Genomic DNA, 13793 nt, shown 5'->3' on the forward strand with positions numbered 1-13793 from the left:
CCGGATCAACCGAAGCGACCGGTGCGACCGGTGCGACCGGAAGAGCTTCGGACAGCGGACCAGTCGGATCAGCCGGACCAGTCGGATCAGCCGGACCAACGGAACAGGGACACGAAGACGCCATGCGCAAGATACTCGTCGTGGGGGCCGGCCAGTCCGGCCTCCAGCTCGCCCTCGGACTCCAGGCCAAGGGGTACGAGGTCACCCTGCTGTCGAACCGGACGGCGGACGAGATCCGCACCGGCCGGGTCATGTCCACCCAGGTCCTGTTCGACACCGCCCTCCAGCACGAACGCGACCTGCAGCTCGACTTCTGGGCGCAGCGGGCCCCGCGCATCGAGGGTCTCGGCCTGTCCGTCGCCGCCCCCGACGGCAGCCGCGCCGTCGACTGGCTGGGCCGCCTGAAGGGCCACGCCCAGTCCGTCGACCAGCGCCTGAAGATGGCGGGCTGGCTGGACACCTTCGTACAGCGCGGCGGCCAGCTGGTCATCCACGGCGCGACCGTCTCCGACCTGGACTACTTCTCCCGCACGTACGACCTGGTGATGGTCGCGGCCGGCAAGGGCGAGCTGGTGTCCATGTTCGGCCGGAACGCGGCGCGTTCCCCGTACGACAGCCCGCAGCGCGCGCTGGCCGTGTCGTACGTGCACGGACTCGGCCCGCGCCCCGAGCACCCGGGGACCGAGGCCGTCCGGTGCAACCTGGTGCCGGGCGTCGGCGAACTGTTCGTCATGCCCACCCTCACCAACTCCGGGCGGGCGGACATCCTCTTCTGGGAGGGCATCCCGGGCGGCCCGCTCGACGTGTTCACGGGCGTCAACGACCCGGCGGAACACCTGAAGCTGACGCTCGCCCTCATGGAGAAGTACGTGCCGTGGGAGTACGCGCGGGCCACCAAGGCCGAGCTGACGGACGCGGGCGGTACGCTGGCCGGCCGGTACGCGCCGGTGGTCCGCAACCCGATCGCCAAGCTGCCCGGCGGCGGACTGGTGCTGGGCGTCGCGGACGTGGTCGTCGCCAACGACCCCATCACCGGCCAGGGCGCCAACTCGGCGTCGAAGTGCGCGGCCTCGTACCTCTCCTCCATCCTCATGCACGGGGACAACCCGTTCGACGAGGCGTGGATGAAGGCCACCTTCGACAAGTACTGGTTCACCACCGGCAAGCCGGTCACCGACTGGTCCAACGCGATGCTCGGCGTGCCGCCGGAGCACGTGCTGAACCTGATCGGTGCCGCCGGGCAGCTGCAGCCGGTGGCGGACCGTTTCGCCAACGGCTTCGACAACCCCTCCGACTTCGACGCGTACTTCTACGACCCGGAGGACGCGGCGGACTACCTGGCGGAGGTCGCGGCCTCCTCGGGCGCCCCCTCGGCGGAGTAACCACTGTCGTCGGAGCCGTCGGCATCCAGCTCCGGCCGGGTGTACTCACCCTCGGCGAGCGGGGTGCCGGCCGGGTCCGGACGGACCGCGCCGAGCAGCGGATTGGCCGCGATCGGCGACACCTTGACCTTCGCGCCCGGCCGGGGCGCCTGGATGACCTTGCCGTCCCCGGCGTAGATCGCCACGTGGGTGGCCTTGGGGAAGTAGATCACCAGGTCCCCCGGGCGGAGCTGGTCCAGCGGCACCCTGGGGAGCTGCGCCCACTGCTCCTGGCTGGTCCGGGGGATGGTCCGCCCCGCGTGCGCCCACGCCTGCGAGGTCAGCCCCGAACAGTCGAAGGAGGCCGGTCCCTCGGCACCCCACACGTACGGCTTGCCGAGCTGTGCGGTGGCGTAGCCGAGGGCGGCCCCGCCGGCCGCGGTCGGCGGGTTGTTCCGGGCGGGCAGCCGCCCGGATCCCTCCAGCGCGCGCTGGGCCCGTTCCGTCCCCGCCCGCTCCCGGTCGGCGAGCTCGGTCAGCTGCTCCCGGGTGAGCGAGGCGAGCAGCCGCTCGACCTCCTTGAGCCGGCCGGTGACCTCGTCCCGCTGCTTCTTCTGCTCGGCGGCCAGGGCCTGCTGGGTGTCCAGGGCCTTGCGGGCCGCGGTGGCCGCGGTGGAGGCCCGCTTCTCGGCGCCGGCCAGCCGGCTCACCAGGGCGGCCTGGGCCTGCGCCTCCCGGCCGGCCATCCGCCGCTGCTCGAGCACGCGCTGCGGGTCGCCGGACAGCATCATCCGGGCGTACGGCGACAGGCCGCCGCTGGCCTCCTGGTACTGCGCCCGGGCCAGCCGCCCGGCTTCGGCCCGCTCCTTGTCCAGCGTGCTCCGCGCGGCGCCCAGCTCGGTGCTGAGCCGCTGCTCCTGTTCCTGCCGGCCCTTGAGCGCGACCTCGGTGGCGTTGTAGGCCTCGGTCGCCTCCTCGGCGCTCTGGTAGAGCCCCTGCAGCCGTACGAGCAGCGCCCCGACCCCGCCCGCACTCCCCACGGCGGCGGCGGCGGCGGGCCCCGGGGCCCCGGCGAGAGCGCCCGGCCCGGCGAGGGCATCCCGCTCGGCAGCCCTGCCCTCCCCGCTCCCGTCCTGAGGAACGGTCAGCCCCGGTACGTCCGGGCTCCCCGGCGCCGCGTCCGGCTGTCCGGCCGCAGCCGGGAACCCGTCCGGCACGACGGGCGAGGCACTCGCGGAGTACGGCGCCACCGGACCGCCCCCGGGCAGGACGGCGGCCGCGACCACCGTCGCGACACAGGCCGCGCGCAGCAACCGACGTGACATGGGATCACCTCCGAGGCGGCGATCCTCCCACGCCAAATACGACAAATCCCCCACCCGTGCCGACCGGACCACGGACCTCACCCATTCACCCCACCCGCCATCCGCCGCCACCCCGGCCCCGCCAGCGGCCCCGGGCGGGGTGCGGGGCGCAGCCCCGGTGGGTCGGGGCGGGGCCCCGTCAAAGGTTCTGGGCGGACGTCGAAGGCCCGGGGCGGGCTCGGCGGGGTGCGGGGCGCAGCCCCGGAGGGGTGAAGCGGGCGCGGAGCCCTCGCACGGGGTCCGGGCTGGACCTCGAAGACCCGGGGCGCCTTGATGGGGTACGGGGTGCAGCCTCGAGGGGCCCGGGGTGGGCCCTGGCGGGTGGGGGCGCAGCCCGGCGGGGTGGGGGCGGAGCCCCGTGGGCGATCCGGGGTGGGCCACCCCGGACCGGGTGAGCCCGGTGGGGGTCGGGGCGGAGCCCCAGTGGGGGGTCTGGGGCGCAGCCCCGTGGGGTCCGGGGCGGAGCCCCGGTCTCGGGAAAGGGCGGGGCGGGGAGAGGCTCCGCGCAGCGGGACCCCCACCCCCGCTACGGTTTCAGCAGGCGGGACTTGGCCGCCGAGAACTCCTCCGGGGTCAGGAGCCCCTCGCGGGCCAGCTCTGCCAGCCGGTGCAACTGGTCGGTCAGGTCGTGGACGGGCACCGCCGCCGCGCCCGCAGCCGCCGGCCCGGCTCCCGTCGTAGGAGCGCCCGCTGCGGCCCCGGCCGGTACTCCGGCGCCCGCCCCGGCCGGAGCGCCCGCTCCCGGCCCGACCGGCCCGACCGGCCCGACCGGCCTGCCGGCCCCGGCATCGGTGCCCGCGTCCGCGCCGCCCGGAGCGAAGCCCGCCTCGGGCGGTTCGGGGAAGGATCCGCCCTCACCCTCGTCCTCGTCCTCGCCGGCTCCGGCCGAGGCCCACGGAACGGGCGGGGCCGGCTCCCCCGGCGCGGCGGCCGGGGGAGGGGGCGGGCCCCCGTCCCAGACGTATGCCCCCCGCGCCAGCAGCCCCCGCAGCAGCGGCCGCCCCGGCTCGCGCTCCGCCGGGTGCACCACCGCACCCATCGGCCGGATGAACATCAGGACACCCCCAGCTCGGCCAGCCGTTCCACCGGAATGCGGACCGAGCCCGCGATCCGCCCGCCGGCCGCGCGGACCGCGACCGCCGCGTCCGCCGCCCACACGTGCTCCACGACCAGCAGCAGCGCACAGCTGCCCCGCTGCAGCAGGTCCGCCGCCTCCCGGACGTCCTCCGGCCCGATCAGCCGGGACACCTCACGCCCCGCCAGCAGCCCGTGGAGTTCGACGAACTCGTCGAACTCCGCCGCCAGCACCTCCCCGGAGGCCGTCTTCGTCGCGACCAGCCCGTCGATCAGCCGGACGTTCCCGGTCTTGCGTAGCCCCAGCACCGCTTCCACCGCCGGCACCCGGAGCTGCTCCTCGGGAAACGCGAGCACGATGAACTCAACAGGACCCATGACCACCATCACGCCCCATGACCACCACCACGCAGAAGGTTTTCGGTGACTCCTCGGCACACTATGACATAGCCGGACATAACCTCAGACTGCTTGCTACGTTTCCCATATGACCGCATTGACGGCAAAGGTGGCGGACCCCGCGGACCCGGACGGCCCTCCACCGCCCCCCGGCGGCACCCCCGGCAAGCGCCGCGGCGTAGAGCTGGCGCTCCTCGCCGGCGCCGTCGCCATCTCCGTCCTCGGCCACCTGCACGTCGGCATGGCCACCCTCGGCCACCTCCCGCCCCAGGCGTCCCGCTACGCCGCCGGGCTCGCCCTCGCCGCCCTCCTGGCCCACCTCGCGGTCCGCTTCGCCGCCCCCTACGCCGACCCGGTCCTGCTCCCCATCGCCGCCCTGCTCAACGGCCTCGGCCTCGTCTTCATCCAGCGCCTGGACCTCACCACCCCCACCCGCCCCGGCGACGCCGGCGACCAGCTCCTCTGGTCCGCGCTCGGGGTGGCGCTCTTCGTCCTCGTCCTGGCCCTGTTCCGCGACCACCGGGTGCTCCAGCGGTACACCTACCTCGCCGCGGCCACCGCCCTCGTGCTGATGCTGGTCCCGGTCTTCTTCCCGCCCGTCAACGGCGCCCACATCTGGATCCGCTTCGCCGGACTTTCCTTCCAGCCCGGCGAGTTCGCGAAGATCCTGCTCGCCGTCTTCTTCGCCGCGTACCTCGCCGCGAACCGCACCGCCCTCGCCCTCACCGGCCGCCGCATCTGGCTGGTCCGGCTGCTCCCCATGCGCGTCCTCGGCCCGATCCTCGCCATCTGGCTGATCAGCGTCGGCCTGCTGGTCCTGGAACGCGACCTCGGCACCTCCCTCCTCTTCTTCGGCCTCTTCGTGATCATGCTGTTCACGGCCACCGGCCGGCTCGGCTGGATCGCCGTGGGCCTGCTTCTGGCCGGCCTCGGGGCGTACGCCGTGGGCACCTTCGAGCCCCATGTCCACGGCCGGGTCGAGGACTGGCGCGACCCCTTCGCCTCCATCGAGCGCGGGGAGGGCCCCGGCCAGCTCGCCCAGTCCCTGTTCGCGTTCGGCGCGGGCGGACTCCTCGGCGCCGGGCTCGGCCAGGGCGAGTCCTTCCTCATCGGCTTCGCCGCGAAATCCGACTTCATCCTCGCCACCGCCGGCGAGGAGCTCGGCCTGACCGGCCTCGTCGCCCTGCTCCTCCTCTACGGGCTGCTCGTCGCCCGCGGCTTCGAGGCCGGGCTGGCGCTCCGCGACCCCTTCGGCCGGCTCCTCGCCACCGGCCTGGCCTCGATCATCGCCCTCCAGGTCTTCGTGATCGCCGGGGGAGTGACCGGCCTGATCCCGCTCACCGGCATGGCCATGCCCTTCCTCGCCCAGGGCGGTTCCTCCGTGGTCACCAACTGGATCATCGTCGCGCTGCTGGTCCGGCTCAGCGACTGCGCCCGCAGACCCCGCCCCGCCGGGGACCGGGACGGCCCGGGGGGCAGCCCCGCGGGCGGTTCCGGGGGCACGTCCTCCGCGGGACCCCCTGCGGCCGGGCCTCCCGCGGCCGGGAGCGGGTGCGCCGCGTGATTCGCTACATCCGCTGGTGCGCGTACTTCTGCGCCCTGCTGCTGGCCGCCCTCCTGGTCAACGCCGCCCGGGTGCAGCTGGCCGACGCCGGGACCCTGGCCGCGAACCCCGCCAACAAGCGGTCCTCCATCGCCCGTTACGCCCAGCCGCGCGGCGCCATCCTGGTCGACGGCCGGCCCGTCACCGGGAACCGGGACAGCGGCCAGGTCCTGCGCTACGAACGGACCTACACCGACGGCCCGCTCTACGCGCCGGTCACCGGTTTCTCCTCGCAGACGTACGGCACCAGCCTTGTGGAACGGGCCGAGGACCGCATCCTCGCCGGCACCGACCCGGCCCTTGCCCTGCTGCCGCTCTGGCACGACCTGGCCCGCAGCCGCCCGGACGGCGGCCGGGCCGTCACCACCGTCAGGGCCCGGATGCAGCAGGCCGCGTACGCCGGCCTGGCGGGCAAGCGGGGCGCCGTCGTGGCCCTGGAACCCGCCACCGGGCGCATCCTGGCCCTGGTGAGCAGCCCCTCGTACGACCCGGGCGTGCTCTCGGGCACCGGCCCGCGGGTCAAGGAGGCGTGGGCGCGGCTCAACGGGGACCCGACCCGGCCGATGCTCAACCGCGCCCTGCGGGAGACGTACCCGCCGGGCTCCACCTTCAAGATCGTGACGGCGGCGGCCGCGCTGGACGCGGGCGTGGTCACGGACGTGGACGCGCCGACCGACACCCCGGACCCCTACCCGCTGCCCGGCACGCACACCCTGCTGCCGAACGCCTCGAAGGGGTGTGCGGACGCCTCCATGGCCGAGGCGGTGCGCTGGTCCTGCAACACGGTCATGGCGAAGATCGGGGTACGGGTCGGACTGCGCGGGATGGTGGAGGCGGCGCGGCGCTTCGGCTTCAACGACACGGGGCTGCGGGTCCCGTCCTGGGTCTCCCGGTCGGACTTCGACACCGACATGAGCCAGGACCAGCTGGCGCTGTCCGCCATCGGGCAGTTCAACACCAGGGCGACACCGCTGCAGATGGCGATGGTGGCGGCGGCCGTGGCCAACGGCGGGGAGCTCAGGAGCCCCTATCTGGTGGAGGCCGCCACCCAGGCCGACGGCGACCAGGTCCGGCGGACCGTCCCGCGGAGCCTGGGACGGGCGATGAGCCCGGCGACCGCGCTGCGGCTGCAGGAACTCATGGTCGGGGTGGTGGAGGACGGCACCGGCCGCAACGCGGCGATCCCGGGCGCGGTGGTGGGCGGCAAGACGGGCACGGCGCAGCACGGCGTCGGCAACGCGGGCAGGCCGTACGCGTGGTTCATCGCCTGGGCGAAGGGGGACCGTTCGGCGGTACCGGAGGTCGCGGTGGCGGTGGTCGTGGAGGACGCGGCGGCCGACCGCCGCGACATCAGCGGCAACAGCGCGGCGGCCCCGATCGCCCGCGCGGTGATGGAGGCGGCCCTGCCGTACGACCGCCGGCCGGCCCCGCGGGCCTCGCCGGGCGTCCGACGGGACAGGTGAATCGCGCAGGCCCGCCGCCCGTGCGGGGGCCGGGGGCGTCGCACCGGGACCGGCTCCTCCACCCGCGCGAACACGGCCGGGCGCCGGCCCGTCGGAGGCGCCGGACCTCGGATACGCCGGACCTTCGGAGCCGCCGGACCTCGGACGCACCGGACCCGCGGCCGGCTACCCTTCCCCGCCCTCCTCGATGGCCGCGTCGACCTCGGCCACCCGGGCGCGTTCCTCGGCCGCGAAGCGTTCCCGGTCGAGGGCTTCGGCCAGTTCCTCGTCCTGGCGCATCAGCAGGTCGAGGTTGGAGTCGCCCATGTCGAAGACGCCCATGTCCACGTAGGCCCGCTGCAGCCGCTCGCCCCACAGGCCGATGTCCTTCACGCACGGCACGATGCGGCTGAAGAGCAGCCTGCGGAACAGGTGCAGGAACTCCGAGCGTTCGGTGAGCTCCTCGGCCTCCCGCCGCGGAACGCCGAAGTTCTCCAGGACCTCCACCCCGCGCAGCCGGTCCCGCATCAGGTAGCAGCCCTCGATCACGAACTCCTCGCGCTCGCGCAGCTCCGCGTCCGACAGCTCCTTGTAGTAGTCGCGCAGCGCCATCCGCCCGAAGGCCACGTGCCGGGCCTCGTCCTGCATCACGTACGCCAGGATCTGCTTGGGCAGCGGCTTGGTCGTCGTATCGCGGATCATCCCGAACGCGGCCAGTGCCAGACCCTCGATCAGCACCTGCATGCCCAGGTAGGGCATGTCCCAGCGGGAGTCGCGCAGGGTGTCGCCGAGCAGCCCCTGGAGGCTGTCGTTGATCGGGTAGAGCATGCCGATCTTCTCGTGCAGGAACCGGCCGTAGATCTCGGCGTGCCGGGCCTCGTCCATGGTCTGGGTGGCCGAGTAGAACTTCGCGTCCAGGTCCGGTACGGACTCCACGATCCGCGCGGCACACACCATCGCGCCCTGTTCACCGTGCAGGAACTGGCTGAACTGCCAGGCCGTGTAGTGCCGGCGCAGGTCTCCCTTGTCCTTGTCGGTCATCTTCGCCCAGTGCCGCGTTCCGTACAGGCTCATGGCCTCGTCCGGAGTGCCGAGCGGGTCGTACGGGTCGACCTCCAGGTCCCAGTCGATCCGCCTGGTCCCGTCCCACTGCTTGTCCTTGCCCTTCTGGTACAGGGCCAGGAGGCGCTCGCGTCCCCCGTCGTACTCCCAGTTGAAGCGGGCGGCGCCGGAGGCCGGGACCGGCCAGACGCCCTCGCCCGGGTTCGTGGTGTAGAGCTCGTGCGTCGACACTGGCGGCCCTCCTCGCCTCCGCGGCTCGTCTCCACGAGCCGTGCGGAACGGGACAGTTGGCGGTGTGCGTGCATACGCGAGCGGTTGCTCGTGAGTGCAGTGCAGCACGTTGGTAGACGCGGGGTCAACAAGTCGTGCACGAGGGATTGACGGTCTTGCTGACAGGGAGTCTCATAACTGGTGACGTTGACAGTGCCGCCGGTAACGCCTTCCAGCGCCTTCGCCGGTAACCCACTCCCACACCCGAGGGGTCCGACCCATGACCACCGCGCACAGGACGGCCGGAGAACACGGCCTGGCCGACATCACCCTCCTGAGGGACGCGCTCGGCGTGCTCAAGGACCGTGAACAGGTCGCCGAGCGGCTGCTCGAATCCTCGGCCAAGCACTCCTTCGACCCCGACCGGGAACTCGACTGGGACGCCCCGCCCGTCGACGGCAAGTGGTTCTGGCCACCGGAGCTGGTCTCGCTCTACGACACCCCGCTGTGGAAGCGGATGTCCGAGGAGCAGCGCATGGACCTCGCCCGCCACGAGGCCGCCGCCCTCGCCTCCCTCGGCATCTGGTTCGAGATCATCCTCATGCAGCTGCTGGTCCGGCACATCTACGACAAGTCCCTGACCAGCAATCACGTCCGGTACGCGCTCACCGAGATCGCCGACGAGTGCCGCCACTCGATGATGTTCGCCCGCATGATCCACAAGGGCGGGGCGCCCGCCTATCCGGTCTCCCGGCTCAACCACAACCTGGCCCGGATCCTGAAGACGGTCTCCACCACCCCCGGCTCCTTCGCCTGCACCCTGCTCGGCGAGGAGATCCTCGACTGGATGCAGCGCCTGACCTTCCCGGACGAGCGCGTCCAGCCCCTGGTCCGCGGGGTCACCCGGATCCACGTCATAGAAGAGGCCAGGCACGTCCGGTACGCGCGCGAGGAACTGCGCCGCCAGATGGTCACCGCGCCGCGCTGGGAGCAGGAACTCACCCGGATCAGCTGCGGCGAGGCCGCCCGGGTCTTCTCCATCGCCTTCGTCAACCCGGCGGTGTACGACAACGTCGGCCTGGACCGGCGGGAGGCCGTCGCCCAGGTCAGGGCGAGCGGCCACCGGCGCGAGGTGATGCAGTCCGGCGCGAAGCGCCTCACCGACTTCCTGGACGACATCGGCGTCCTGCGCGGAGTCGGCCGCAGGCTGTGGAAGAGCTCGGGCCTGCTGGCCTGACCCGCACTCAACGGCGCCCGGAGGCCCGGTCCGGGGGCGAGCCGGCGTCCGGGCCGGCGTCCGGGCCGGGGCGTGAACTGGCGTCCGGCCGAGGGACGCGCCGCCGGGAAGGCGAAAGGATGAGGCGGGAAGCCTTGCTTCCGGCCCGCCCGTCCGGCCCGGGGGCGTTACGCTGCGGGCATGACGCCCACCTCCAAGGCCGCCCCCGCGGCCCCGGTTCCGGCGCAGGCGGCCAAGGCGGCTCCGGGTCGGTCCGCCGCCCCGACGGCCCCGCGCGCGTACCGCCGGCTCAGCGTCGAGGAGCGCCGGCGGCAGCTGCTCGCCACGGCCCTCTCCCTCTTCGCGCAGCACGCCCCGGAGGACGTCTCGCTGGACGACGTGGCGGAGGCGGCGGGCGTCTCCCGGCCACTGGTCTACCGCTACTTCCCCGGTGGCAAGCAACAGCTGTACGAGGCCGCCCTCCGCTCGGCGGCGGAGGAACTGGACCTCTGCTTCGCCGAACCGCAGGCCGGCCCGCTGACCCGGCGGCTGTCCCGGGCCCTCGACCGCTACCTGGCCTTCGTCGACGAGCACGACACCGGCTTCAGCGCATTGCTGAAGGGCGGCAGCGTGGTGGAGACCTCCCGGACCACCGCCACGGTGGACGGGATCCGGCGCGCCGCGGCCCGGCAGATCCTCGTGCACATGGCCGTGCCCGACCCCGGCCCACGGCTCCGGATGATGGTCCGCACGTGGATCACGGCGGTCGAGGCGGCCTCGCTGATCTGGATCGACGAGGGCAAGCAGCCGGGCGTGGAAGAGCTCCGCGACTGGCTGGTCGACCAGTTCATCGCCCTCCTCACGGCGACGGCCGCGACGGACCCGCAGACGGCGGCGGCCGCCAGGGCGGCCCTGGCCCTGGAATCCCCGGACGGCCCGGCGGGCGTCCTGGCCAGACGAGTGATCCCGGTGCTCGCGGAGGCGGCGCACTTGCTGTGAAGGGCGGGGCAGGCGGTAGGGCGCAGGGCGGCAGAGCGGTCGCGCGACCGCCCGCCGGGCGGTGCCGGGCCGCGGTGACGCGCCGGCGACGAGCCGCGATGTCGCTCGGCCACCATGCCGTGCGGCGTGGCCGCCATGGCGTGCGGCCACGAGCGGCGTGGCGGCCATGCCGCGGGCCGTGCTCCGGTGAGGCGGAGGGCTGTGAGACTGGTGGGGTGAAAAGCGAACCCACCCGCTTCGAGGGCGGCCCGATGGACGGCCGGGTCCTGCCGATCCTCCTCGGCCCCACCGGCCACCCGCCGAAGTGGTACGAGATCCCGGTGCCGGACCCGGCAGGCGGCCCCCCGACCGTCCTGCTCTACAAGCGGGTCCCGGCCGGCTACTCGAAGCGCCTGCACCTCCAACAGGGCTGGAAGTACGAATACGACCCGACGGGCGTCAAACCGAAGCCCCGCTGGCCCTGGACCAAACCGGACAAGGCCTAGGGGGTGTCTCGCCGATCACGCCGGGCTCGCGGCGTCTGGCACCGCGCCTCGCCGCGTTGTCCTCAGTCGCCGATGCTCCGCATCGACTCCCTCCTCCGCCTTGCGATGCACGGCGCCAGACGCCGCGAGCTGATCCGGCCTGATCGGCAAGACACCCCCTAGCCGCGGGCCGGGCGCGGCGGCGCCCGCGTCGGCTGTTCAACCGGGCCCGGGGCCGGGACCGGGGCCGGTGCCGGGTGGCTCGGGGCCGGTACCGGGCCCAGGTGCGGCACCGGGCCCCGGGTCGGCTCCGGCTCCGGCCGGCTCCGCGGGCACGGGCAGGGTCAGCTCCGCCACCGCCCCGCCTCCCTCCGCGTTGCGGAACCGCAGCCGTGCCCCCAACACCACCGCCTGTCCCACCGCGATCGTCAGCCCCAGCCCAGTACCCGCCCCCTTTCCGCCGGCCCCGCCGGCCCTCGGCTCCGTACGGAACCTCTGTGGCCCCTCCGCCACCAGGTACTCCGGATACCCCTCCCCGTGGTCCCGTACCGTCACCACCGGTTGTCCGTCCCCCGACACGTCCACGGTCAGCACCACCGGCCCCTGCCCGTGCTTGTGCGCGTTCGCCACCAGATTGCCCAGCACCCGTTCCAGCCGCCGCCGGTCCGTCTCGACGTACACGTCCCGCACGACCACGACCTCCGTCGCCGTCCCGGAGGCCCGCACCACCCGTTCCGCCAGCCGTCCCAGCCGCTGCAGCTCCGCCTCCACCCGCTCGCTGCCCGCGTCCAGCCGCGAGATCTCCAGCAGGTCCTCGGTCAGCTGCCGCATGGTCCGTACCCGCTCCTGCACCATCTGCGTGGGCCGCCCCTCCGGCAGCAGTTCGGAGGCGGCCTGGAGGCCGGTCAGCGGGGTGCGCAGCTCGTGCGCCACGTCCGCGGTGAACCGCTGCTCCCGCAACAGCTTCGTCTGCAGGGTCGCGGCCATGGTGTCCAGCGCCCCGGCGACCGTCGCGACCTCGTCCTGCCGCCCCGCCGGGCCCTTCGTACGGGGGTCCCCGACGCGGGCGTCCAGGTCGCCCTGGGTGATCCGGCGGGCGACGGTGGCCGTCTGGTGGAGCCGCCGGGTCACCCGGGTGACCGCGAACGCCCCGATGAGCAGGGTCCCGCCGATCGCCAGGACGGACGAGCCGATGATCGCGTTGTCGAGGCCCCGGATCGTGCCCGCGCTCTGGGTGTAGTCGACGGCCGTGGCCAGGGCCTTTCCGTCGGCCGGAGCCGCCGCCCACATCGCCGGGTGATCGCCGTGGTCGCCGTGATCACCGACCATCGTGCCGCGCTGCCCCGTCAGCGCGAGCGCGCGCAGGGAGGGCGGCAGCCCCGGCGGGTCGACGGCCGAATCGGGCGGCAGGGCCTCGCCCGCCTCGTACAGCCGGGACGCCTCGGCGAGCCGGCCGAGAGCCTTCTCGCGGGCGGTCTCGACGGTCTGCCGGGTGACCTCCACGTGAACGAGAGCGCCGAGTACGGCAGCGAGCGCGCAGCACATGAGCACGATGAAGCACGCCGCCTTGAAGGTCAGCGTGGCGGTCCAGGCCGGCAGCCGCGGCTTCATGACGCGCGGGCGGCGGGGGTGGTCCGCGGAGCCGACGCAGGCGTGGGCGTGGGCGCAGGAGGCGTGGGCGTAGGCGTAGGAGCAGGCGTCACCCGGGTGATCTGCTCCCGCGTCGGCAGCATCGCCCGCTGGTTCACGTCGTACGACCACGCGGTGGCGAGCTCGTAGCCGGGATTGCCGCTCGGCGCGCGGACGATGACAGCCGGCCCCGCCAGCTCCACGCTGACGGCCGGCTGGGTGGTGGCCATGATCCGGTTGAGCCGCCCGTCGGGGTCGGCGGTGTAGACCCGTACGGCCAGCTCGTGCTCCGGGCCGGGGAACTCGATCCCCATGATCAGCTCGTCCTTGCCGTTCCCGGTGAGGTCCCGGTAGTACGGCTTGAGGACGGGGCACCGGGGGGAATCACGGCCCGCGTCCCTGCCGTCGCCCGCCTGCCCCGGCTCGCAGGAGCGGATCGCGTCCGCGGTCCCGGCGGGCATCCCGTCCGGGCCGACGACCTGGTCCCCGTGGGCCTTGAGCTCGGCCTGGACCAGCGCCACGGGGTCCACGCCGTGCACGTTCTGGTCGACCACGGGCGGCAGGCCGCGCACGTACTGCGGCGGTTCCCCGCCCGGAGCCGGGGGAAGGACGGTCGCCCCCTGGCGGTGGGGCCACAAGTGGACCGGCCCGCTCGCGGTGGCCGTCGCCCCGGCCCCGGCCAGCCCGCCGGTGTCGGTGCCGCAACCGGTCAGGAGGAGCAGGGGGAGGCCGACGGCGAGGAGGAGGGTCCGGGTGCGGGGCCGGGGACGGGAGAGGCATCTGCGGAACAGCCGGGCCGGCGGCAGCCGGAGAGCGGCGACGGGTCCCCGCACGCGGGGCGCACGGCTCTCACGGGGAGGCTTCACGGACCCTCCGTCCTCCCGTCCTCCTCGTAGGCGCTCCCGTCCCGCTCACAGGGACGTCGTATCCGTCCCACCTTATGTGCCGATAGGCACCCTTTGCTCCCCGG

12 protein-coding genes are annotated in these 13793 nt (G+C 73.9%); 6 read left to right on the forward strand and 6 right to left on the reverse strand.

Annotated elements, in window-relative coordinates; translation table 11 throughout:
* The first annotated feature begins 122 nt into the window (after window positions 1-122).
* On the forward strand, window positions 123-1382 hold the full coding sequence (locus tag ACGFQ9_RS19775) for a styrene monooxygenase/indole monooxygenase family protein (protein WP_393575183.1): 1260 nt from the start codon (window positions 123-125) through the stop codon (window positions 1380-1382).
* Here ACGFQ9_RS19775 and ACGFQ9_RS19780 read toward each other — a convergent pair.
* The 3 genes from ACGFQ9_RS19780 to ACGFQ9_RS19790 all read right to left on the reverse strand — a co-directional run bounded on the left by ACGFQ9_RS19780 (window position 1334) and on the right by ACGFQ9_RS19790 (window position 4177).
* On the reverse strand, window positions 1334-2686 hold the full coding sequence (locus ACGFQ9_RS19780) for an NlpC/P60 family protein (protein WP_393575185.1): 1353 nt from the start codon (window positions 2684-2686) through the stop codon (window positions 1334-1336). The two genes, ACGFQ9_RS19775 and ACGFQ9_RS19780, sit on opposite strands and share 49 nt — an antisense overlap.
* A 565-nt stretch (window positions 2687-3251) precedes the next feature.
* Window positions 3252-3779, reverse strand: coding sequence for an SHOCT domain-containing protein (locus ACGFQ9_RS19785; RefSeq protein WP_393575187.1), 528 nt, complete (start codon window positions 3777-3779; stop codon window positions 3252-3254).
* Window positions 3779-4177: a DUF6325 family protein gene (locus ACGFQ9_RS19790; protein WP_393575189.1), complete on the reverse strand. Its 399-nt coding sequence runs from the start codon at window positions 4175-4177 to the stop codon at window positions 3779-3781. Before ACGFQ9_RS19790 ends, ACGFQ9_RS19785 begins: the two co-directional genes overlap by 1 nt.
* A gap of 118 nt (window positions 4178-4295) precedes the next feature.
* Between ACGFQ9_RS19790 and ACGFQ9_RS19795 the strand changes: the two genes are divergently transcribed.
* Window positions 4296-5762: an FtsW/RodA/SpoVE family cell cycle protein gene (locus ACGFQ9_RS19795; protein WP_393575384.1), complete on the forward strand. Its 1467-nt coding sequence runs from the start codon at window positions 4296-4298 to the stop codon at window positions 5760-5762.
* The gene (locus tag ACGFQ9_RS19800; RefSeq protein ID WP_393575190.1) at window positions 5759-7264 is read left to right on the forward strand and encodes a penicillin-binding transpeptidase domain-containing protein; all 1506 of its coding nucleotides are present in this window, start codon (window positions 5759-5761) and stop codon (window positions 7262-7264) included. The genes ACGFQ9_RS19795 and ACGFQ9_RS19800 overlap by 4 nt, the downstream gene beginning before the upstream one ends.
* Before the next feature lie 165 nt (window positions 7265-7429).
* Here ACGFQ9_RS19800 and ACGFQ9_RS19805 read toward each other — a convergent pair whose 3' ends face one another.
* On the reverse strand, window positions 7430-8536 hold the full coding sequence (locus ACGFQ9_RS19805) for a ferritin-like domain-containing protein (RefSeq protein ID WP_393575191.1): 1107 nt from the start codon (window positions 8534-8536) through the stop codon (window positions 7430-7432).
* Between the two features lie 259 nt (window positions 8537-8795).
* On the opposite strand from ACGFQ9_RS19805, the gene ACGFQ9_RS19810 reads away from it, so the two are divergent.
* The 3 genes from ACGFQ9_RS19810 to ACGFQ9_RS19820 all read left to right on the forward strand — a co-directional run bounded on the left by ACGFQ9_RS19810 (window position 8796) and on the right by ACGFQ9_RS19820 (window position 11215).
* Window positions 8796-9752, forward strand: coding sequence for a diiron oxygenase (locus ACGFQ9_RS19810; protein ID WP_393575192.1), 957 nt, complete (start codon window positions 8796-8798; stop codon window positions 9750-9752).
* 180 nt (window positions 9753-9932) lie between these two features.
* Entirely contained in the window at window positions 9933-10730 is a 798-nt protein-coding gene (locus ACGFQ9_RS19815) for a TetR/AcrR family transcriptional regulator (RefSeq protein ID WP_393575193.1), read from the forward strand.
* 215 nt (window positions 10731-10945) lie between these two features.
* Window positions 10946-11215, forward strand: a complete 270-nt coding sequence (locus tag ACGFQ9_RS19820; RefSeq protein WP_393575194.1) for a hypothetical protein — start codon at window positions 10946-10948, stop codon at window positions 11213-11215.
* A gap of 198 nt (window positions 11216-11413) precedes the next feature.
* On the opposite strand, the gene ACGFQ9_RS19825 is transcribed toward ACGFQ9_RS19820, so the two are convergent.
* Together ACGFQ9_RS19825 and ACGFQ9_RS19830 are read right to left on the reverse strand one after the other, a co-directional pair.
* Window positions 11414-12805, reverse strand: coding sequence for an ATP-binding protein (locus tag ACGFQ9_RS19825; protein WP_393575195.1), 1392 nt, complete (start codon window positions 12803-12805; stop codon window positions 11414-11416).
* A complete protein-coding gene (locus ACGFQ9_RS19830) occupies window positions 12802-13689 on the reverse strand; it encodes a hypothetical protein (protein ID WP_393575196.1) in 888 nt (295 codons plus the stop codon). The genes ACGFQ9_RS19825 and ACGFQ9_RS19830 overlap by 4 nt, the downstream gene beginning before the upstream one ends.
* Window positions 13690-13793: the final 104 nt, after the last annotated feature.

Origin of the sequence: Streptomyces sp. NPDC048603 (assembly GCF_043199475.1) — a bacterium.
GTDB lineage: Bacteria > Actinomycetota > Actinomycetes > Streptomycetales > Streptomycetaceae > Streptomyces.